Below are 20,045 nucleotides of genomic sequence, written 5' to 3' on the forward strand. Positions count from 1 at the left end.
CGCCCGTGTCCAGGAAAACCCGGGCAAGAATAAAAGAGACCAGCGAGATCCGTTATTTACTGATGTGAATATCGCGTAAGACAGAGAGATTTCCCTGCTGAACAAACGTAAATGCAACTTTATCGCCTGGCTGAATATCGTCGGCCCTGGTATCAGATACCAGCGTGAAACGCATCGTCATTGCCGGCCAGTTCACTGCGGGAATAGGTTCATGTTTAATCGTGACTTTTTTGCTATCCATATCAATAGATTCAATCACGCCTGTCGCACTAATCACTTGCTCCTGCTGGGCCGCAGGCGCCATATTCATCATCTCGCCATGCTGATGTTCATTGGCCTGAGCGTTAAACATGACTACAGATAACACAGTAAACAAAGCGGCTTTAGCGGTAGTTTTCATGCAATATACTCCTGAGAATTTAAGATTAAGGATCATTCAACCCAGCCACCGCCTAAGGCAGCAAACAGCTTAATTTCATTAACCTGTTGGGCATAGTTAAGGTCGAGCAACGATTGCTGTGTAGTGAATAAAGAACGCTCGGCGTCCAGTACTTCGATATAACTAACCGCACCATGTTGATAGAGTGCACGAGCGCGTTGCAGCGTGATTTGTAATGAGTCCAGATAACGCTGTTGTCCGGTAATTTGATCGGCAAGGCTTTGACGCAACACCAGTGCATCCGCAACTTCTTTAAATGCGTTCTGAATTTTTTGCTCGTAATTCACCACCGATTGCTGCTGGCGGATTTCTGCTAAATCGAGATTTGACTGATTACGTCCAGCGTTAAAGATCGGAATGTCTATTTTCGGGACAAAATTCCACATGCCGCTGGCCGCATTAAAGAGGCTGGAGAGATCGCCACTGCTGCTGGATACAGAGCTGGTCAGCGTAATCGATGGGAAAAATGCGGCTCGTGCAGCGCCAATATTGGCGTTCGCCGCCAGCAATCCATGTTCGGCCTCCATAATATCCGGGCGCTGCAATAATATTTGCGATGGGAGTGCGGGGGGCAGTGTCACGGGTTTTATATCACCGCGACTGCGCACGCGGTCGTCCGGTAATTTCCCGTACGTCCCCAGTAATAGTTGCAGTGCGTTGTTCGCCTGCGCCAGTTCGCCTTGACGTTTGGCAATATCGCTGCGTGTGCTTTCAATCACGCCGCGAGCCTGCTCCAGTGCCAGCACGTTCGTACTGCCGGTCATCAACTGTTTCTCGACAAACGCATAAGAGCGCTGGTAGTTTTGCAACGTTTCTTCGGCAATTTGCAGTTGCGCATAAGCCAGACGCTGGTTGAAATAACTTTGCGCCACGTTAGAAATTAATGAGATATGCACCATTCGACGTGCTTCTTCACTGGCGAAAAAATTCTGCCGATCGGCTTCACTCATATTTTTCAGTCGTCCAAAGAAATCCAGATCGAAACTGAGATTCAGTCCCGCTTCAAATTCCCGGTTAGTGCTGCTATCGCCTTTTAATTTCCCGCTATAGGTACCGCTGGAGCCAGCGTTAAGCTGTGGGTAACGATCGGCATCCGTCACACCGTATTGCGCTTTCGCTTCCTGAACCTTCAGTACCGCCATGCGTAAATCACGATTATTGACCAGCGCCTCACCAATCAACGCCTTCACCTGGGAGTCAACAAAAAAGTTACGCCAGCCCGTATCCTGATATCCCGTCGGGGCCGAAACCAGCGTGTGCTGACTTAAGGAGAATTGCTGCGGAACCGGCAATGCCGGACGTTGATAGTCCGGAGCCAACGAGCAGCCAGCCAGAACAAAAATAGCGCTGAGGGTAAGAAGCTTAAATTTGTACATAGTTCTTCTCGTCCAGACCGGACTGATAACCATAAAAGATGTGTGAATTTATACCTGAATGACTCTGTTTAAGCGGTGACAGGAAAATGACAAAACTGTCATTTTCCCAATAACCGATTGCTATCCGATCCGCCTTCTCTAGAATTGAAAATCCGCACAGCCAGTGCGTGATGGAGAATGTCATGAAGATTTTGATTGTCGAAGATGAAAAAAAAACCGGCGAATACCTGACGAAAGGCCTGACGGAAGCGGGTTTTGTTGTGGATTTGGCGGACAACGGTCTGAACGGATATCACCTGGCAATGACCGGTGATTATGACCTGCTCATTCTCGACATCATGCTGCCCGATGTAAACGGCTGGGATATCGTGCGGATGCTGCGCACCGCCAATAAAGGCATGCCCATTCTGCTACTCACCGCACTGGGTACCATTGAGCATCGGGTCAAAGGTCTGGAGCTGGGGGCTGATGATTATTTGGTTAAACCGTTTGCCTTTGCAGAATTGCTGGCGCGGGTCAGAACGCTGCTGCGACGGGGAGCCGCGGTCATTGTCGAAAGTCAGTTTCAGGTCGCGGATTTAATGGTCGATCTGGTCAGCAGAAAGGTCACACGCAACGGCACACGCATCACCCTGACCAGTAAAGAGTTTACGCTGCTTGAATTTTTCCTGCGTCATCAGGGAGAAGTGTTGCCGCGTTCGCTGATTGCCTCTCAGGTTTGGGATATGAATTTTGACAGCGACACCAATGCGATTGATGTCGCCGTGAAGCGTCTGCGGGCCAAAATCGATAATGACTTTGAGCCGAAACTGATTCAGACCGTGCGTGGCGTGGGGTACATGCTTGAGGTGCCGGATGGCAACTAAACGATTACAGCGCCCTTTTTCGCTGGCAACACGGTTAACCTTTTTTATCAGTCTGGCGACTATCGCCTCATTTTTCGCTTTCGCATGGATAATGATCCACTCGGTGAAAGTCCATTTCGCAGAGCAGGATATCAATGATTTAAAAGAGATCAGCGCGACGCTGGAGCGTATTATTAACCACCCGAACGAACCGGAATCGCGTCGGCTGGAAACACTAAAAAACGTAGTTTCGGGTTATTCTAACGTCATTATTTCTCTGGAAGATGCCAATCAGAGGGCCATTTTCCATTCACCTAATGCGCCGGATCTTCGTCAGTTTATCGCCACGGCAACGCCGGATAAAAATGCACATACCCGTAATGTCTTTTTAATTTCCGGCCCAACGCTGCAAACATCAGAACATGCGCACGGGAAAAACGCATCCTCCAACTGGCGAATGATTCGTTTACCCATTGGGCAGTTGCCAGACGGAAAACCGGCCTATACGTTGTTTATGGCGTTATCGATTGATTTTCATCTGCACTATATTAACGATCTGAAAAACAAACTGATCATGACAGCATCGTTAATTAGCATGATGATTGTTTTTATTGTGCTGTTCGCCGTCTATAAAGGTCATGAACCGATCCGTAATGTCAGTCGGCGCATCCAAAATATCACCTCTAAAGATCTCGATGTTCGCCTGGACCCGCAGGCCGTGCCGATTGAGCTTGAGCAACTGGTCGAGTCATTTAATCATATGATCGAACGAATCGAAGATGTGTTTAAACGTCAGTCCAATTTTTCTGCTGATATTGCTCACGAAATCCGCACGCCAATCACCAACCTGGTCACGCAAACAGAAATTGCCCTCAGCCATCCCCGCAGCACGAAAGAGCTGGAAGATGTGCTCTACTCTAATCTCGAAGAGTTTGGGCGTATGTCGAAGATGGTGAGTGATATGTTGTTTTTGGCACAGGCAGACAATAATCAGTTGATCCCGGAAAAAACAGCGCTGAATCTTGCGGATGAGGTCAGTAAAGTGTTCGACTTTTTCGAAGCCTGGGCGGAAGAACGCGAAGTCAGCCTGCGCTTTGAAGGTCGGGCATGCCGGGTTTCTGGCGACCCGTTAATGTTACGCCGGGCAATGAGCAACCTGCTCTCTAACGCAATGCGCTATACGCCCAAAGGCGAATCTGTCACCGTGCGAGTGAAAGAGGCTGATGATCTCGTGCATATTATTGTGGAAAATCCTGGTACGCCAATAGCCGCGGAACATCTGCCACGACTCTTTGACCGGTTTTATCGCGTCGATCCCTCACGACAGCGTAAAGGCGAAGGTAGCGGTATTGGCCTGGCGATAGTGAAATCGATTGTGATTGCCCACCAGGGAAAAGTCTCCGTGACATCCGACGCTCGCGCTACCCGCTTTATTCTGACATTACCCAAATATGCCGCTTAATAATTATTGGTGGCGCTAATGCGCCATCGATTAAACCTGATATTAATATTATTATTCTCTGACATCATCGTCATAATCCTGTCACCTCACTGACAGCCCCTGATTATTATAATTCTCCTGTAAACCGACACTGGAGAAATATGATGAATAAGATATCTTCCTTTTTAGCTATCGCCTTTTTTATCTCAGCTGGCGTTAATGCGGCAGAAACATCCACAACGCATCAGCAGGCAGCTATGGCTCACGAGATGATGAATAACAGCGATACACCTGCTCATCAGCAAATGGCACAAACACATAAAGCACAGGTGCAGAATAGCCAATCCACGCGGGCTAGTGCACCGTCTTTTTCGCAAATGAATGAACATGAAAAAGCGATGGTCGTTCATCAGTCAATGAATAACAGTCATTCATATTCACATGAGCTGCAGGCGAAAAAACATCGCGAACAGGCAGCAACGCAAGGGTAATCCATCTCTCCACCAAGACACGCGTGCGGGCCTGGATAGCAACATAGCCTGCGCGCTTTCCCGTGGTTAGTGTCAATTTTAACCGTCCCAAAGAGCGCTGAGATCACAGCGCTCTTACATTCTGTGCGTTACAGTATGCTGCTTTAACGCTGGAGTCAGGCATGGCTTTAACCCTTACGGTGTTACTTGAAAACAGGCGCGCCCGCGGTGCAGAAAAAGTCCTACGGGCAAAACCTGGATTAAGTCTGTTAGTTCAGGATGAAACCACCACGATATTATTTGATACCGGGCCTGATGACAGTTTTAGGCACAATGCCGCATTAATGGGCGTAGACTTGTCTCAGTTAACCGCTGTCGTGCTCTCACATGGTCACTATGATCACTGTGGCGGCGTCCCGTGGCTTCCCGATAACAGCCGCATCATCTGTCATCCACACATTGCCTGCGAACGTTACGCTGCGTTCACGCTTGCAGGATATACCCGTAAAATCAAGAAATTATCGCGCGATAATGATTACTCTCGTCTGCAGATGGCGTACTCCCGTGAGCCTTTGCCCCTTAGCGAACGCTTTCTGTGGTCAGGAGAAATATCCGTATCCGCACCGCAGGCCTACGGTGTCATCAATGAGAATCCTCCCCAACGCGACTACATCACTGACGAAGGGGTATTGATCTACAAGTCAGACCGTGGATTAGTCATCATTACCGGCTGCGGACACCGGGGCATCGCCAATATCGTCGCTCACTGCCAGCAAATAACGGGCATCAGCAAAATTCATGCCCTGGTCGGCGGCTTCCATTTACGCTGCGCATCGCCCTATACGTTATGGCAAACCCGACGATTTATTAAACAACAGCAGCCAGAAAAACTTCTCGGCTGCCACTGCACCGGCGCGTGGGGACGTTTGTGGTTACCAGGACAAGAAGCCCCCGCGACAGGAGATGTTATTGTGCTGGCCGAATAATAATCACCATTGTGGTTGTTGTATCTTCATCACATAACATTCATGAATATCAAAATGCGCGCACAATCTTGATCTGGTCACTTATTATACAGAAATAAAGTTCGCTACACTCAGGACAGAGGTAAACAAACAGGAGGTAGTGAATATGTATCGCTCTATTCTGGTGCCCATTGATATCTCTGAAGCCGATTTAACTCGCCATGTTATTCCGCAGGTTGAAGCGCATGCAAAAACCGCTAAGGTCCATTTTTTAGCGGTCATTCCTACCGTTCCGTTCTACGCATCACTCGGGCTTGCCTACTCCAACGAGTTCCCGGACAGAAGTGGTATACAGGCGAAAGCCACCGAAAAGCTCGACGACATTGTTACGCAATTCAATATCCCCGCCGGCAGAACGCAGACCCATGTGGTTTATGGCCCACCGAAAGATCAGATCCTTAAACTGGCAGATGCCGTGGACGCCGAATTGATCGTCATTGCATCCCATAAACCGGGTTTCAGCACCTATCTGTTGGGGTCAACCGCCGCTGCCGTAGTACGTCATGCCAAATGCCCCGTACTTGTTGTGCGGTGATATTGGTTAGAAAAACAGGAAAACGGGAGCGATCAGGCTCCCGTTTTTATATCCCCAAAACGCTGCAGAAAAAGTTAAATTCAGAGCCGCTGATGTAGACGTTATGCCTACTGGAATAAAACTTTGCCGGGAGGATATTTTATCGAAATGGTACGCCCTGTAGGATTCGAACCTACGACCTACGGCTTAGAAGGCCGTTGCTCTATCCAACTGAGCTAAGGGCGCATAGAGAAGTGATGACTTCATGCAGATGAAACGCGTGAATTATACGGTCAGCGCCTGCTGAGTCAATGCCTTTTGTTCCGGTTGCTGACGAAGTGTACGAATGTTGTTTTTTTCTGGTCGTTCATGGGGTTCCAGGAAATCACCTGGTAATAACTCAGCCAGCATAATGCGGGATTTAAGGTTACAAGTATTTAGAAAATTAATGATTTTGCTTAACATTCCCCAACCCCTTCCCTGCTGTTCAGGACCTCGTCAATGTTAAGTATCGCTATCAAGGAAGAAAATAGTCATTTCGAACATGGGCTGAAAATCATCATCTCCCGCCTGGCAAATGAGTGGCATCAGGACATCTGCTTTTTACCTACCGAAGATATCGATCGCGCAGACATCGCCTTTATTTCACTGGATGACGATTGGCTCAGCGCAGGATGTTATCAGGTTCCCGTCCACACCAGACGCCAGCATCGGGTTATCATCTGCAACGGAGGCGATAAAGATAAGCTGATGTTTCGTCCCTGCCTGTATATGCTGCCGCTGATCTATCGCGAAGATAATGTTGAAGCGATAACCCAAAAATTGATCCTGATTCTGCAAAAACGCGCGCTCCGCCACAGTGTGCCTGCAACCATCTGCCATTACTGTACCACCCGCCACTTTTCAGTGGAGGAACGCCAGTTTTTAATGCTACTTGCCAGCGGTAACACGCTCGCTGAAACAGCACATCTTCTCTCCATCAGCGATATCCAGGCCAGAGCAACTCGCCGCCGTATTATGAAAAAGCTGGATGTGAAAAATGATCAGCAATTTTTAAGGTATATCAGGGCGCACCTGAGTTTTCTGCAACAGTAGAGTGAATCTTGCGGTCGGGCATTTTATTGAGAAATGTCTCATCATCAATTAAGTATCGGCACCTACTGTACCTAATCGCATGCTGCCAGAATACCCTATGTATATTATTTCCGGGGAAACAAATAGACACACTCGGTAATATTTGCTCTGACGCCAGGGGGGATATCGTGGCACCGAGCCTGCTATTATGGAATGATAAATCTGAGTACTCGGTCTTTACCGCTAAAAACAGCGATGCAGAACCCCTGCAATTCGCACTTAAATTCGAGCCCATTGTCGATTTGTCTACCGCGTTGAGATACGGTTGTGAGGTCCTCACACATCTTCCCGCCAATATAAACAGTGAAAAATATTTTCACCAACTGTCGGTTCAGCATCGACAGCATCTGTTTTATCAGCAAATTGACAAAATTAAGTGCTACCAACAGGGATTGCGCTACTCACTGAATTTACCGATGCAAGCCTTTCTGAGTTGGCCGCTATTCCATTCCCTGATTACGCCCTCTCCGTCCAGCTTGATTATCGAAATACAAGATCCAAATACGTTTTATTCTTTAAGTACACCACAGCGGGCGATCGTCTACGGCGTAATTCAACATCTTGAAGACCATGGTATCCCAATATGGCTGGATGACGTCAATGAGGAACTGCTTGGCACATTCACCGCAGCCAACTGGCATTTGTCAGGGGTGAAGTTAGATAAAAATACGTTCTGGACACTCAGTCATGTGCCGGAAAAACTCCGCCAGGTTATTCAGATGGGGCGCGCAATCGCCAGCCTGGTGGTAGTTGAAGGAATTGAAACGCAAAAACAGCAGGAAATTGCCCTGCGCGCTGGCGCAAATTTGGGTCAGGGATATTTGTGGCCAGCCATTTATCCAGAGCAGGCGCAATAGATACGGACAGGGAAAAAGGAAGGATGCGCAGTGTAAAACGCCGGGAACGGCATCGCCGTTTACGAAACGCCCACTGTACCTGGCAATATGATCACTGTGCGCCGCAGGAATTTGACAGAATTGAGTATCTGGCTCAAAAACTTGATTACACATTACCGGGCGACACAATATCTCAAGCGATTATCACAACAGACAACTATCTCGGCTATACGTTAAATCGCTATTTATTTTCTGGTACACACACGGCCATCTTCCAGACGATTGAATCGGCCCTGCCACTGTTGAAAGAGTCTGAAGCGAGTCAGTTAGTGGTTGATATGGATGGTGCATCAAGCTCATATTTCGATGTTCTGGAATATCTTCGCCGACTCATTAAAGAACAGGATAATATTCAAATTTTCATATTACTTCCCAGTCGCCACGAAGCGCTCAGGCACTTTATTGCGATGGCTGGGCCATTCTATATCCTGTCGCGCCGTCAGCGCCTCCCGGAGATGCGCCATGCTTTATTATCTATGCCGCCAGACCATATTCACTCCGGGCACATAAATCAGGCTGACTGGGAGATGATCTCATTACTGTCACAAGGTAAATCGTTAAAGAAGATTGCTCTGCTGCAGGCTCAACCCTATCACCGCGTTATCTATCGCCTGAACCAGCTGATCACGCTGCTGGGGTTGCCACATCGTCAGCGTTTTTTGCATCTGATACATCGCCTCAGCGTTACCTATCCCCATTTAATTTAACACCCTAACCCTCTGTGATATAAGAATTTATAGGAAATTACTTATTTTCAACTGAGAAAACGAATGTGATTTTTACAAACATTTAATATTTACAACTATTCCTGGTATTATATGTCGCGCAGGTATCCTGCTTTAGCTGACAGATTCAGTACATTTCGACAAAAAAGAATTGCCTCGCCGCCTTAACAAAACCTAAACAATTAGTCCATTGTGTCGTTTTTACTATTTAAAAAATTTTTTCAATCTGCCATAATTCAAACAGCAGGAGATTAATATCAATAGTCATTACCATGCCCTGATCTTTCAGGATATCCTAACAGACATTATGAACTTACGTGCTGTAAGCCTTTTCCGAAAGTGCAGAGCAGGTATAATCCTCACTGTTTTCTGATTAATTGTAAGTTTTCCCTGGTGTGAAATGGATATTCCACAAACTCATTGTTCTGACGTAGAACAACCGAATAAACAAGGATGACATAATATTTATTCGGTTCTTCTTCCAGAGCAATCCTTGGCTATTTGACAATATTATAACGCCTGATGTTTTATCAAAATCGCAAGATACACAAACAGTTTGAGGCATACAACAATGAAACCAGCATCCGTTATCATTATGGACGAACACCCTATTGTCAGAATGTCGATAGAAGTACTGCTCGAAAAGAATAGTAATATTCAGGTTGTTCTGGAAACCGATGACAGCCGCGCAGCAATAGATCATCTACGGACTTATCCAGTCGATCTGGTCATTCTGGATATTGAACTACCTGGCTCCGATGGGTTTACATTACTCAAGAGAATAAAATCTCTGCAGGAAAAAACTCGGGTACTGTTTCTATCCTCAAAGTCTGAATCATTTTATGCCGGACGGGCGATCCGTGCCGGTGCCAATGGCTTCGTCAGCAAACGAAAGGATCTCAATGATATCTATAACGCGGTGAAAATGATTTTATCAGGATATTCATTTTTCCCTTCAGACACGCTTAACTTTATTAATAATATTAATATACGTAAAGGTGTGCTGAATGACATGCCGTTATCGAACCGCGAGGTAACGGTTTTACGTTATCTGGCGAATGGGTTATCTAATAAAGAAATTGCTGAGCAACTTTTATTGAGTAATAAAACAATCAGCGCTCACAAAGCTAACATCTATTCCAAGCTCGGACTACATACCATTGTTGAGCTAATTGATTATGCAAAGATGCATGAATTAATGTGATCGCACTCCCGGCGAGGCGTCGTTCGGGAGTGCGTTATCAGCGCATGATGTCAATTGTAGTTAATCATAAACGTAGCATCTGCTTTCGCGATCCCCGGTTGAACGCCATCTGCCAGCGCAATATAGTTGGCAAAAAAAGTCAGCATAGCGTTGCCATTTTCATCAATGCTTACTGTCTGGCTGGCTTGTTCAAGCGGTAATCGCGTACGGTCGCTATCGTGCAATTCAATCGCGACCTTTTGTGCCATCACGGCATCGTCCAGCGCCAACAACGTGGTACCCGCTGCCGGCGTGCCGGAAAAGGTTATCGAGGCCGACCCCGGCGGGCAGCCTTCAAGTTTCAACGTGAAGGGAACCGGTTGGGTCGTATCCCCGGTGGTCTTTAATTGTTTTGTTGGCCAGGTGCCTAGTTCAACCAACTTATTATTGTCACTGGCAATAACCGCACAGGTAAAGTCCACAATATTACCGTGCAGTTCGATATTAATCTCACCCAGCGAGGTATCCGCCTGGCATAGTGAACTGGCTGACACTGCTGATATCAATACGAAAAGTGCACGGCGTCTCATTGTTTTCTGCTTATTCATAATCAACTCGCAGATAGCCACGGGCGGTGAAAGGCCCTTCCGCTGGTTTATTGCCCGTCACGCTGACTGGCCATGCTCTAATGCCAACCCGCGCGGCAGCGTTATCATCCAACTGAAAGGGAATGGTGCTGGACAGATTGTTGGGTGTCAGCGGTTTACCGCTGCTGTCGGCCACGATAAAACCTAAATCCGGGTTGTCCGATATCATCATTTGCCCGGACGCTTTTTCGGCCTCGACCCGCATGGTCAGATAAGCTTGCGCGGCAACATTTGTACATTTTATGGCGACCGTTTTCGTTTGCGTATTGATACCTTCGGGCCGGTTACCGGCTCCCGCCTTGCTGAACAGCGAGGCACCAATATCGCCAAAATCAAACTCCACGATTTGCCCGGCATTCACCTCGCAGTTTTGTGGAACTTCCACCTTGCCGCTGTAGCTTATGGTGTAAACTGGCGTACTCAGCGCATCTCCCGTACTGGTAGTGACATAGACGCTGAACATCGTCTGTCGCGGGATCGGCACCATGTTGATAAATGAACGAATCACTTTTAATTTAAACACCAGCTTCGAATCCATCACACCAAAAGGCTGCTGTTTGGAAACGTTTGGGTGATTCCCCATGCGGATATAATTACGTGGAGGATAAAACAACCCCGCGTAGCTATCGGTAATACTCATGGCCCCCAACAGGTAATCATTGAGTTTCAGATACTGAAAGTTATTTTCCGTACTTTGCACGGGGAGTTCTGTCACATAACTTCGGTAGGTGTAATTCACCGTCGTCCCTGCCGGGCAGGTTGCATTCACCCCAACCCAGCCTGACTTTTCAGGCAATGTCACTACCTGGCCCGGTTGGTTATTGCTGCTGTTAAACACATTCGACAGATCGTAATAAACGTCCGTTGGCGTTCCGTTCGAGTTATGGCAGACCGTCGCCCATGACGTATTAGCTATAAGCAGTAAAGCGCTTCCCAGTAGCAAACCGGTTTGTCGTTTCATCATATTATCCCTGTCGTGCCGACGGTCGTTGGCACATCACGTTGGTGAGCGTTACAGCCTGTTTCAGGCTCTCTTCAGGCAAGGTATAGTGCGCTTCACAGCGTGCGTTTGCGCCTTCACCCCATTGGATCAACAAGTTGCCTTTGAGCGGCAGACCACTCAGATAAATTTGTCCATCCTCACCGACCATGCTGGTGACGCCGCTCGTGGTTTCGCGAACCACCGACCCAAATGGCACCGGTTTTCCATCCCGGTTAACCGTGATAAGCGCCCGCACGCCAATGCGTGTATCAAACGCCGCACGTACCAGTGCCCCCTGCGTGGGCACGACGCTGCTAACGTTATTTTCCACATCGGTGTTGTTATTCATTGAATTGGTATCCAGCGCGACGCGGTTGTAACGATAAACGGTGGCATACGGCATGACCGCGTAGCCACGCCAGTCGGTCTGCACGCCGGTCTGGTTTTCTATCCGCACCCCCTGGGCCCCAGGTGCTTTTATCAGTACGTTGGTATCGCCCAGTGGTTGGCTGAGCGTAATGCCGTCCGCATGTCCGATGACGCCACCGGAGAGTTGCCAGTTATAGTCATGCTGGTCACGGTCATAGTTGTAACCCACGCCCAGCGTGCCATAGGCCGCCTGCCAGTTCGCGTTAGCGCTCCCGCTGTATCCGTTGGAGCTGCTGTGTCCCTGATTAACGCTGTAGCTGAGATTGCGTCCATCTAACAGCGTGCCGCCAATACCGCTTTGCCAGCTGTTTTGTCCATTGCTGTTACGGTTCGCATTGAAAGTGGCGTAGGTGCGATCGAGTGCGTTATCACGCGAGTAGCGCCGCCCGGTCAGCAGACTGAACGGTACAGACACATTGAAGGCCAGGATGCGGTCGGTATCAGAGATCCCGACCGATTCATTCCATGACCAGGAGAGTGAATAGCTAATCCCCTGCCAACCGCTGGCATACCCCAGCTGGTACCAGGTATTGGTATCTGAGGTGTTCCAGTACGTTTGCTGGCTACCCGATACATAGAGTGATCCGTAATCGCCAAGGTTCTGCGAAATGTTGATCTGAAAACGTCCCTTTTTGCTGTAGCTCAGATTGTGGTAGCTCTTCACCTGTGGAACATCGTGGCGATTCCCTTCGCTGTCATATTCGTACTCGTAACCTTCCATACTGCGATACGCCACATCATCGAGGGTATAAAACCCGCGCGTCGAATAGCGGTACCCCAACAGCTGGAAGTTGGTACCGAAGTTGTTCAGTGATTTTGCATACAGAAAACGCAGCGATTGCCCCTGATGCGTACTGTCATCCGCCAGTTGGCTCCGGGCATGCGTTAAATCGACAGAGACAGCTCCCCAGTCTCCCAGGTTGCGGCCAGTACCTAGCACCAGTGCGGTGTAGCGTGAAGCTAACTGCGTGCCGCCATACGCGGTGTAACCTTCTGGTAACCCGGCAATTAACGTTCCCTGGAAAAAGAATGGCGAAGACTGCTGGCTATTACCGCTGCGAAAATCCCCGGCGACAACATCATATTTGAAACGTCCTTCACGCTGGAGCAGAGGTACCGTGGAATACGGCACCGTATAGCGCTGTTGACTGCCGTCCTTCTCATCAACCGTTACGTCCAGGTCACCACTCGACGAGGTGGGGTTAAGATCGGTTATCGAAAAAGCGCCTGGCGAAACATAACTTTGATAAATCACGTAGCCATTCTGGCGAATAGTCAGTTTCGCTGCGGTACGCGCAATCCCACGGACGGTTGGCGCATAGCCCTGTAAGCTGTCGGGATACATGCTGTCGGACGAATAGAGACGAGCACCACGAAAACCGATACTGTCAAAAACGTCGTTGCCAGTGTTACTGTCCCCCATCACCAGCTCACCCTTCAGCGGAATAATCGCGCGCTGAAGCCATGTGCCAATATTTTTCCAGCTTTGCGAATGGTAGCCGTCACCTTTCGAGTAGTTCCATGCACCGTTATTCCTCAGCCGCCATGGGCCATAGTTCAGGCCGCTTAACATGCTTAAGAAATAGCTGTCGGTATCGCTGCCGCGACTGCCGGTAAAGCTGTAGTTAACCAGCGCCGCCGGAATACCTTCATCCCACTCCTCTGGCGGAATATAGCCACGCGCACTGTTCAACATTGAGGCTTGCGGCAGGCTGACATTTAAACGCAGTGTAGAAAAATCGAAGGCAATTTCGCTACCAGGAATCGCCTCTGGCAAATTAATACAGGTATTGTTCGCATCCTGACTGAGTGCCGGAAACGCAGTGATATTGACGCCAAGGCGTTTAACCCAGTCGAGATCAAAGCACGGCATCAGCCCGCCGGATTTTTCTCCGGCTTTCCCCGCGCTGGTGGCGAAACGAATATCCTGGGTGGCCACAAACTCATCATTGCGCCAAATATCCACACGATAAACGCCTTCAGGCTGGTGATTCCCTTTTTCGAAACGAGACAAATCCGCCACAGTAGCGGTATCGGCAGATAAAAACGCCGGATTGAAATAGCTTTCACCCTGGCTGAAGGAGGGAAAGAGCGCGGCCAGCGTGGACAACGCCACCCCTGCCAGCGGTGGCGTAACCCCCGGTAACAGGCCAGGAAAATACGTTGTCTTATTCATCGTTTTCTCAACGCACGCTAACCGTTTTAGCGGTGGTGACTGCGCCATAATCGTTCACCGTCTGGAACGTAACGTTTCCCTGAACGCCAGTCGGCAACAGGACCTGCGTGTCATTTTTTGGCGCAACCATAACGTTATCAATCTTCGTATTTCCGACATTGAGATTGACCAGCGTGACGTAATACGCTGACGGGTTGGTTATTTTCAGGTGGTTGCCGGTACGGGAAAACTGCAGCATGCCTGGCGCATCTTCCGCGATTTGTGGCAGATTATTTGGGCGGACAAAGAGTTTGATGCGCGACAAAATCGCCAGTTGCAGAACGTTTTTCCCCTCAAGGCTATTTTTATTGACCGACGGAATAGCCTTCACATTCATCCAGAACAGCGATTCACGGTCTTTGGGCAGCGGCTCGCCCGCGTAGATGATACGCAGCGTGTTTTCACTTTTAGGTTCACTGACAAACAGCGGCGGTGTGACCACAAACGATTTATCTTTGACGCCTGCGCTGTTCTCTATCCATGAATTAATCAGGAAACGTTCTTTGGTATCACTATTACTAATGGCGAGGGACGTTTGTTTAGCCTCGGCAGGATAAATAACGCGAGTTGCACCTAATGCAATTCCACCAGATGCCTGCACACTGGTGGCAGAAAATAAGGCCAGTAAAATGATAAAGCCTGATTTTAGATAATTAAACATAGCTACAAATACCTTTGGCGTGATTATCGTTAGGAAATAAATCAGGGATACACCAACGTAAACCACACATCTGAACGAAGCGTTCCCGGCGTTATATATTCCGAGACAGCCCGATAGCGAGCAGTGAAATGAAACGTCATCTCTTGCGTTAAAATCGGGGCATAATGAAGCGGCAGCGCATTCGGAATTATTTGTCGCTGTCGCTCATCAAACAACGCCAGACCAATACCCGAAACCGCAGACGCATCGCCGCTGGCAAGAAAGACCTGTGGATCTTCGGCTGGCGTAACGCCCGCAAAGGCAATCCCCACATGGTCATAAACATCAGCACTGCACGACGTTAGTCGCAGCGAAAACGGTACGCTGGTAGAAGCAAAGCTTCCCGTCCCGGAAAACGCGTTAGTGCGGTACTGCCCCATCTGCACCCGTAAGCTCTGGCTGTCTGTGGCAACCGTACAGGCACCATTAACCAGTTGCCCACGTAAATGAAGACGGCCACTTTCCAGTATCACGGTGTGAGCAAACGCCGGCATTACGCAGACCATTCCCGCCAGCGCTACGCCTTTCCCTATCATCTGCCACATCCTTCATCATCCCCGGATAGTGCCTCATCCCATGAGGCGGTAGTCTTCCCTGCAAGAATCAAACGGCTTATTCGTACTTCATGATGAAGGTCGCATCCGCATTTGCCTGACCCGGCGTGGCGCTGGTTGCTGTGGCTTTATAACGCGCGGAGAAACGCAGGGTGTTGGTGCCTTCCACCAGCGCCTGAGCGGTTGAGAAGGTCGCGCCATCTGGCTTCAGTGCGGTAGAGGTGTTGTCCAGGATTTCGATCCCTACGCCGCCCGCTGTGGTGCTGTTATCCGAAGAGGAGAGAGCCAACAGGCTGTTGTTGGTGAGGTCCGTCTGGCCCGAGAAAGCAACAGCAGCAGTCGCAGCAACTTTCGGGTCACAGTCGTTCAGCACGATGGAAAACGGAATTTGCGCCGTGGTGTCACCGACTGCGGTGAAGCTGGCGGTACGATATTGGCCTAATGTGACAACCTGGTCGGCTGACTGAGTGCTCACTGCACAGGCTGCATTGACCAGTTCACCTTCAAAGTGAACCGTACCGCCGCTCACGCTTACCGGATCTGCCGCCACCGCTGCGCCCGCCATTAACATCATGCTGGCAAAAACAGAAGAGGTCATTAATTTACGTTTCATGGATTTCCCTTGAATTACACACATCCGGCTCCAGCGTCCTGCGGGATCCGTTTGAATCATTATCGACATTAAATGTCAGGCAAATTATCTCTGCATCCTGTAAAGATATATATCGAGAGAGAATTAGCGAAACGTGTACACCCACTCTCCTGAGTATTTGATTCACTAATTAATCTTCACGAATATGACAATTCGTCACCGGGATAAATTAAACATTTCAATTAATGAAAAATACCTGCAATTCCTTTTAATGACCCTGGCTTATTCTTATTGGACTCTAAGAAAATTCCGGATGGAAATGAGGCAAAAACGGCCATAACAAGACGTAACAGTCTGGTTTCTGAGATATTACCCATGAAAATAGCAGGGTGATGAGTTGTTTCATTTAGGTTAAGTTTCGTTAGCATGCTTATGAATTACGTACCAACGTCCAACACCTGTTGCCGCGCTCACGGGCTATGCGAAACACTCCACCGCACGTAAAAACGCAAACGAAAACTGACAGCACGCCCCGCTTCTGACAAAATAGTGACATCCCCTTCGACTTAACGTAACAGACGGAATCCTCTCTCTGATGGCAGCAAAGATTATTGACGGTAAAACGATTGCGCAGCAGGTGCGCTCTGAGGTTGCTCAAAAAGTTCAGGCGCGTTTAGCGGCTGGATTACGCGCCCCAGGACTGGCTGTTGTGCTGGTAGGTAGCAACCCGGCTTCGCAGATTTACGTGGCAAGTAAACGCAAAGCTTGTGACGAAGTGGGTTTTGTCTCCCGCTCCTGGGACCTGCCTGAAACCACCAGCGAGGCGGAACTTCTTGAGCTGATCGATACGCTCAATGCAGATGCCACCATCGATGGTATCCTGGTACAACTGCCGTTGCCGGCGGGTATCGACAACGTCAAAGTGCTGGAGCGTATTGCACCGGATAAAGACGTTGACGGTTTCCACCCGTATAACGTCGGTCGCCTGTGCCAACGCGCGCCGCGCCTGCGTCCATGTACCCCACGCGGTATCGTGACCCTGCTTGAACGCTACAACATCGACACGTATGGCCTGAACGCCGTGGTGATTGGCGCCTCCAATATTGTTGGTCGCCCGATGAGCATGGAACTGCTGCTGGCTGGCTGCACCACCACCGTTACCCACCGGTTCACCAAAGATCTGCGTCGCCACGTTGAGCATGCTGACCTGCTGATCGTCGCCGTCGGTAAACCAGGCTTTATTCCCGGTGAGTGGATTAAAGAAGGTGCGATTGTGATTGATGTCGGCATCAACCGTCTGGAGAATGGTAAGGTTGTTGGCGATGTGGTCTTTGAAGATGCTGCCGCACGCGCGTCATATATCACGCCAGTGCCGGGCGGCGTTGGCCCTATGACCGTCGCCACGCTTATCGAAAACACGCTGCAGGCGTGTGTTGAATATCATGATGTAAAGGACGTTTAAGATGGCCACATTTTCACTGGGTAAACACCCACATGTTGAACTCTGCGATCTGCTGAAGCTGGAAGGCTGGAGCGAAAGTGGCGCCCAGGCAAAAATCGCCATTGGCGAAGGGTTGGTGAAGGTCGATGGTGTAGTAGAAACGCGTAAGCGCTGCAAAATCGTTGCCGGACAGACCGTAAGCTTTGAAGGCCAAAGTATTACCGTCGTGGCGTGATCCCCGGTGCCGGATGAGGCTAACCCCCTGTCCGGCCACTTCCTCTCTCATTTTCAGATAATCACTTCATCACCACTTCACAGTGAATTGTTAGCATGTCGTTTTTCCACACGAAGCGATCATCATGCCAACAATTGTTACCCACGCGGCCGTGCCACTCTGCTTAGGGTTAGGTCTCGGACTTAAAGTCATCCCCCCGCGCTTACTGTTTACTGGCGTCATTCTGGCTATGTTGCCGGATGCCGACGTGCTGTCGTTTAAGCTTGGCATCGCCTACGGCAACGTATTTGGTCACCGTGGTTTTACCCACTCGCTGCTGTTCGCCTTTATCGTGCCACTACTCTGTGTTTTGATTGGCCGACGATGGTTTAAGGCGGGATTGATTCGCTGCTGGTTATTCCTGACGGTTTCACTGCTGTCGCACAGCCTGCTGGATTCTGTCACTACCGGGGGAAAAGGCGTTGGCTGGCTGTGGCCGTGGTCAGATGAACGCTTCTTCGCACCGTGGCAGGTCATTAAGGTCGCACCGTTTGCGCTATCGCGCTACGCCACGCCGTACGGGCATCAGGTTATTCTTTCGGAGCTAATATGGGTATGGCTGCCAGGAGCCGTCATGATGGGTGTGTTGTGGTGGTACAGACGTCATTAATAGTGCCTGATGGCGCTACGCTTATCAGGCCTACCGATCATTCCATCGTAGGCCGGATAAGGCACTAGCCGCCATCCGGCAATATAGAGATTTACTTACGACGCCAGGTGGTGCCCTGCGGACCGTCTTCCAGCACGATGCCCATCTCGTTGAGACGATCGCGCGCGGCGTCAGCTGCCGCCCAGTCTTTCGCCTTACGGGCATCCAGACGTTGTTGGATTAACGCTTCAATTTCAGCAACTTCACCATCATCCGCCTGCGCACCGCTTTGCAGGAAGGCTTCTGGCTCCTGTTCCAGCAGGCCCAGCACGCCGGACAGCTTACGCAGATGCGCAGCCATAGCGTTAGCTGCCGCCATATCTTCGCCCTTCAGACGGTTAACCTCACGCGCCATATCAAACAGCACGGAGTAGGCTTCCGGCGTGTTGAAGTCGTCATCCATCGCTTCAATGAAGCGCGCTTCAAAGGCTTCGCCACCGGCTGGAGCAACGGACTTGTCAGTGCCGCGCAGCGCGGTGTACAGACGCTCCAGCGCAGAGCGTGCCTGTTTCAGGTTCTCTTCGCTGTAGTTCAACTGGCTGCGATAATGGCCGGACATCAGGAAGTAACGAATGGTTTCGGCGTCGTAGTATTTCAGCACGTCGCGCACGGTAAAGAAGTTGCCCAGCGATTTGGACATTTTCTCACGGTCAACCATCACCATCCCGGAGTGCATCCAGTAATTAACGTATTCACCGTCATGCGCACAGGTGGACTGAGCAATTTCGTTTTCATGGTGCGGGAACATCAGGTCGGAGCCGCCGCCGTGAATATCGAAATGATTACCCAGCTGTTTGCAGTTCATCGCAGAACATTCAATGTGCCAGCCAGGACGACCTGCACCCCATGGAGATGGCCAGCTCGGCTCACCCTCTTTGGACATCTTCCACAGCACAAAGTCCATCGGGTTGCGCTTCACATCAACCACGTCAACACGCGCACCCGCCTGCAGTTGATCCAGATCCTGGCGGGACAGCTGACCGTAGTTCGGGTCAGTCGGCACGTCAAACATCACGTCACCGTTATCAGCAACGTAAGCGTGACCTTTGGCAATCAGCTGTTCGGTGATTTCGATAATCTCGGCGATATGGTGCGTCGCGCGCGGTTCAAGATCCGGGCGCAGAATATTCAGCGCATCGAAATCGTTGTGCATTTCCGCAATCATGCGATCAACCAGCGCCACAAAGCTCTCGCCATTTTCATTCGCGCGCTTAATGATTTTGTCGTCGATATCGGTAATGTTGCGCACATACTTCAGCTTGTAGCCGAGGAAACGCAGATAACGGGCAACAACGTCGAAAGAAACAAAGGTACGCCCGTGTCCAATATGACAGAGATCGTAAACGGTGATGCCACACACGTACATGCCGACTTCCCCGGCATGAATGGGTTTGAATTCCTCTTTTTGGCGCGTCAGTGTATTAAAGATTTTTAACATCGAAGATTCCGTGTAGACGTGTGTGGATAACAAAGCCCTATAATACCTATAAATTGGCCCCGAAGCAGCACACTTT

Annotated in this window: 22 protein-coding genes and 1 tRNA gene; 12 read left to right on the top strand and 11 right to left on the bottom strand. The window is 49.6% G+C overall.

The genetic code is table 11. The annotated features are described in order from the left end of the window. Positions 1-52: 52 nt before the first annotated feature. Both cusF and G8S19_RS16385 read right to left on the bottom strand, forming a co-directional pair. A complete protein-coding gene (cusF, locus tag G8S19_RS16380; protein ID WP_061067467.1) occupies positions 53-400 on the bottom strand; it encodes a cation efflux system protein CusF in 348 nt (115 codons plus the stop codon). Between the two features lie 32 nt (positions 401-432). After that, positions 433-1,815: an efflux transporter outer membrane subunit gene (locus tag G8S19_RS16385; protein ID WP_048212366.1), complete on the bottom strand. Its 1,383-nt coding sequence runs from the start codon at positions 1,813-1,815 to the stop codon at positions 433-435. A 182-nt stretch (positions 1,816-1,997) separates the two neighbouring features. Here G8S19_RS16385 and cusR point away from each other — a divergent pair, with 182 nt between their 5' ends. The 5 genes from cusR to uspF all read left to right on the top strand — a co-directional run bounded on the left by cusR (position 1,998) and on the right by uspF (position 6,131). Then, positions 1,998-2,681, top strand: coding sequence for a copper response regulator transcription factor CusR (gene cusR, locus G8S19_RS16390; protein WP_048212367.1), 684 nt, complete (start codon positions 1,998-2,000; stop codon positions 2,679-2,681). After that, positions 2,671-4,122, top strand: coding sequence for a Cu(+)/Ag(+) sensor histidine kinase (locus G8S19_RS16395; protein WP_101742357.1), 1,452 nt, complete (start codon positions 2,671-2,673; stop codon positions 4,120-4,122). Before cusR ends, G8S19_RS16395 begins: the two co-directional genes overlap by 11 nt. Before the next feature lie 143 nt (positions 4,123-4,265). Further along, positions 4,266-4,592 carry a hypothetical protein gene (locus G8S19_RS16400; RefSeq protein WP_061067465.1) on the top strand — a complete coding sequence of 109 codons (327 nt, stop codon included), beginning with the start codon at positions 4,266-4,268 and terminating at the stop codon, positions 4,590-4,592. Between the two features lie 161 nt (positions 4,593-4,753). After that, the gene (locus G8S19_RS16405; protein WP_048212370.1) at positions 4,754-5,557 is read left to right on the top strand and encodes an MBL fold metallo-hydrolase; all 804 of its coding nucleotides are present in this window, start codon (positions 4,754-4,756) and stop codon (positions 5,555-5,557) included. Between the two features lie 145 nt (positions 5,558-5,702). After that, positions 5,703-6,131 carry a universal stress protein UspF gene (uspF, locus tag G8S19_RS16410; RefSeq protein ID WP_115600803.1) on the top strand — a complete coding sequence of 143 codons (429 nt, stop codon included), beginning with the start codon at positions 5,703-5,705 and terminating at the stop codon, positions 6,129-6,131. Positions 6,132-6,279: 148 nt separating this feature from the next. On the opposite strand, the gene G8S19_RS16415 is transcribed toward uspF, so the two are convergent. Beyond that, positions 6,280-6,356: transfer RNA gene (locus tag G8S19_RS16415), tRNA-Arg, on the bottom strand. 39 nt (positions 6,357-6,395) lie between these two features. Continuing rightward, a complete protein-coding gene (locus tag G8S19_RS16420) occupies positions 6,396-6,575 on the bottom strand; it encodes a hypothetical protein (RefSeq protein ID WP_040232627.1) in 180 nt (59 codons plus the stop codon). Positions 6,576-6,611: 36 nt separating this feature from the next. On the opposite strand from G8S19_RS16420, the gene fimW reads away from it, so the two are divergent. The 4 genes from fimW (at position 6,612) to fimZ (ending at position 10,069) form a co-directional block, all read left to right on the top strand. Beyond that, a complete protein-coding gene (gene fimW / locus G8S19_RS16425) occupies positions 6,612-7,205 on the top strand; it encodes a fimbria biosynthesis transcriptional regulator FimW (RefSeq protein ID WP_048212373.1) in 594 nt (197 codons plus the stop codon). Between the two features lie 167 nt (positions 7,206-7,372). Beyond that, the gene (locus G8S19_RS16430) at positions 7,373-8,101 is read left to right on the top strand and encodes an EAL domain-containing protein (protein WP_075551397.1); all 729 of its coding nucleotides are present in this window, start codon (positions 7,373-7,375) and stop codon (positions 8,099-8,101) included. A gap of 23 nt (positions 8,102-8,124) precedes the next feature. Further along, positions 8,125-8,847 carry a fimbriae Y protein gene (locus G8S19_RS16435; RefSeq protein ID WP_115600804.1) on the top strand — a complete coding sequence of 241 codons (723 nt, stop codon included), beginning with the start codon at positions 8,125-8,127 and terminating at the stop codon, positions 8,845-8,847. Between the two features lie 589 nt (positions 8,848-9,436). Beyond that, positions 9,437-10,069 carry a fimbria biosynthesis transcriptional regulator FimZ gene (fimZ, locus tag G8S19_RS16440; protein WP_005122050.1) on the top strand — a complete coding sequence of 211 codons (633 nt, stop codon included), beginning with the start codon at positions 9,437-9,439 and terminating at the stop codon, positions 10,067-10,069. Between the two features lie 50 nt (positions 10,070-10,119). Here fimZ and sfmF read toward each other — a convergent pair whose 3' ends face one another. The 6 genes from sfmF to fimA form a co-directional block, all read right to left on the bottom strand. Then, positions 10,120-10,638 (bottom strand): fimbria assembly protein, encoded by a 519-nt coding sequence (gene sfmF, locus G8S19_RS16445; RefSeq protein ID WP_048212618.1) that lies wholly within the window; start codon positions 10,636-10,638, stop codon positions 10,120-10,122. A gap of 10 nt (positions 10,639-10,648) precedes the next feature. Beyond that, a complete protein-coding gene (gene fimH / locus G8S19_RS16450; RefSeq protein ID WP_005122052.1) occupies positions 10,649-11,656 on the bottom strand; it encodes a type 1 fimbria D-mannose specific adhesin FimH in 1,008 nt (335 codons plus the stop codon). Positions 11,657-11,660: 4 nt separating this feature from the next. Then, positions 11,661-14,282 (bottom strand): fimbrial biogenesis usher protein, encoded by a 2,622-nt coding sequence (locus tag G8S19_RS16455; protein WP_061067462.1) that lies wholly within the window; start codon positions 14,280-14,282, stop codon positions 11,661-11,663. 7 nt (positions 14,283-14,289) lie between these two features. Continuing rightward, complete coding sequence (gene fimC / locus G8S19_RS16460; RefSeq protein WP_005122054.1) at positions 14,290-14,982, bottom strand: type 1 fimbria chaperone FimC; 693 nt, start codon at positions 14,980-14,982, stop codon at positions 14,290-14,292. A 41-nt stretch (positions 14,983-15,023) separates the two neighbouring features. Further along, the gene (gene fimI, locus G8S19_RS16465; protein WP_048212376.1) at positions 15,024-15,557 is read right to left on the bottom strand and encodes a type 1 fimbrial protein subunit FimI; all 534 of its coding nucleotides are present in this window, start codon (positions 15,555-15,557) and stop codon (positions 15,024-15,026) included. Between the two features lie 76 nt (positions 15,558-15,633). Beyond that, positions 15,634-16,188, bottom strand: a complete 555-nt coding sequence (fimA, locus tag G8S19_RS16470; RefSeq protein WP_005122056.1) for a type 1 fimbrial major subunit FimA — start codon at positions 16,186-16,188, stop codon at positions 15,634-15,636. Positions 16,189-16,762: 574 nt separating this feature from the next. Here fimA and folD point away from each other — a divergent pair. The 3 genes from folD (at position 16,763) to G8S19_RS16485 (ending at position 18,492) form a co-directional block, all read left to right on the top strand. Beyond that, a complete protein-coding gene (folD, locus tag G8S19_RS16475; RefSeq protein WP_005122057.1) occupies positions 16,763-17,629 on the top strand; it encodes a bifunctional methylenetetrahydrofolate dehydrogenase/methenyltetrahydrofolate cyclohydrolase FolD in 867 nt (288 codons plus the stop codon). 1 nt (position 17,630) lies between these two features. Then, positions 17,631-17,843, top strand: coding sequence for a ribosome-associated protein YbcJ (gene ybcJ / locus G8S19_RS16480; RefSeq protein ID WP_048212377.1), 213 nt, complete (start codon positions 17,631-17,633; stop codon positions 17,841-17,843). Between the two features lie 124 nt (positions 17,844-17,967). Then, positions 17,968-18,492 (top strand): metal-dependent hydrolase, encoded by a 525-nt coding sequence (locus tag G8S19_RS16485; protein ID WP_124021339.1) that lies wholly within the window; start codon positions 17,968-17,970, stop codon positions 18,490-18,492. A gap of 91 nt (positions 18,493-18,583) precedes the next feature. Here G8S19_RS16485 and cysS read toward each other — a convergent pair whose 3' ends face one another. Continuing rightward, positions 18,584-19,969: a cysteine--tRNA ligase gene (gene cysS, locus G8S19_RS16490; RefSeq protein ID WP_048212379.1), complete on the bottom strand. Its 1,386-nt coding sequence runs from the start codon at positions 19,967-19,969 to the stop codon at positions 18,584-18,586. Positions 19,970-20,045 lie beyond the last annotated feature (76 nt).

It is taken from the genome of Citrobacter sp. SX206, from assembly GCF_024181025.1.
GTDB classification, from domain to species: domain Bacteria; phylum Pseudomonadota; class Gammaproteobacteria; order Enterobacterales; family Enterobacteriaceae; genus Citrobacter; species Citrobacter youngae.

Coding starts and splice junctions, on each gene's coding strand:
- cysS (WP_048212379.1), bottom strand. CDS start 19,969: ATGTTAAAAATCTTTAATACACTGACGCGCCAAAAAGAGGAATTCAAA.
- G8S19_RS16395 (WP_101742357.1), top strand. CDS start 2,671: ATGGCAACTAAACGATTACAGCGCCCTTTTTCGCTGGCAACACGGTTA.
- G8S19_RS16385 (WP_048212366.1), bottom strand. CDS start 1,815: ATGTACAAATTTAAGCTTCTTACCCTCAGCGCTATTTTTGTTCTGGCT.
- fimZ (WP_005122050.1), top strand. CDS start 9,437: ATGAAACCAGCATCCGTTATCATTATGGACGAACACCCTATTGTCAGA.
- G8S19_RS16455 (WP_061067462.1), bottom strand. CDS start 14,282: ATGAATAAGACAACGTATTTTCCTGGCCTGTTACCGGGGGTTACGCCA.
- sfmF (WP_048212618.1), bottom strand. CDS start 10,638: ATGAGACGCCGTGCACTTTTCGTATTGATATCAGCAGTGTCAGCCAGT.
- uspF (WP_115600803.1), top strand. CDS start 5,703: ATGTATCGCTCTATTCTGGTGCCCATTGATATCTCTGAAGCCGATTTA.
- cusF (WP_061067467.1), bottom strand. CDS start 400: ATGAAAACTACCGCTAAAGCCGCTTTGTTTACTGTGTTATCTGTAGTC.
- fimI (WP_048212376.1), bottom strand. CDS start 15,557: ATGATAGGGAAAGGCGTAGCGCTGGCGGGAATGGTCTGCGTAATGCCG.
- fimH (WP_005122052.1), bottom strand. CDS start 11,656: ATGAAACGACAAACCGGTTTGCTACTGGGAAGCGCTTTACTGCTTATA.
- fimC (WP_005122054.1), bottom strand. CDS start 14,982: ATGTTTAATTATCTAAAATCAGGCTTTATCATTTTACTGGCCTTATTT.
- folD (WP_005122057.1), top strand. CDS start 16,763: ATGGCAGCAAAGATTATTGACGGTAAAACGATTGCGCAGCAGGTGCGC.
- G8S19_RS16435 (WP_115600804.1), top strand. CDS start 8,125: ATGCGCAGTGTAAAACGCCGGGAACGGCATCGCCGTTTACGAAACGCC.
- G8S19_RS16405 (WP_048212370.1), top strand. CDS start 4,754: ATGGCTTTAACCCTTACGGTGTTACTTGAAAACAGGCGCGCCCGCGGT.
- G8S19_RS16420 (WP_040232627.1), bottom strand. CDS start 6,575: ATGTTAAGCAAAATCATTAATTTTCTAAATACTTGTAACCTTAAATCC.
- ybcJ (WP_048212377.1), top strand. CDS start 17,631: ATGGCCACATTTTCACTGGGTAAACACCCACATGTTGAACTCTGCGAT.
- G8S19_RS16400 (WP_061067465.1), top strand. CDS start 4,266: ATGAATAAGATATCTTCCTTTTTAGCTATCGCCTTTTTTATCTCAGCT.
- fimA (WP_005122056.1), bottom strand. CDS start 16,188: ATGAAACGTAAATTAATGACCTCTTCTGTTTTTGCCAGCATGATGTTA.
- fimW (WP_048212373.1), top strand. CDS start 6,612: ATGTTAAGTATCGCTATCAAGGAAGAAAATAGTCATTTCGAACATGGG.
- cusR (WP_048212367.1), top strand. CDS start 1,998: ATGAAGATTTTGATTGTCGAAGATGAAAAAAAAACCGGCGAATACCTG.
- G8S19_RS16485 (WP_124021339.1), top strand. CDS start 17,968: ATGCCAACAATTGTTACCCACGCGGCCGTGCCACTCTGCTTAGGGTTA.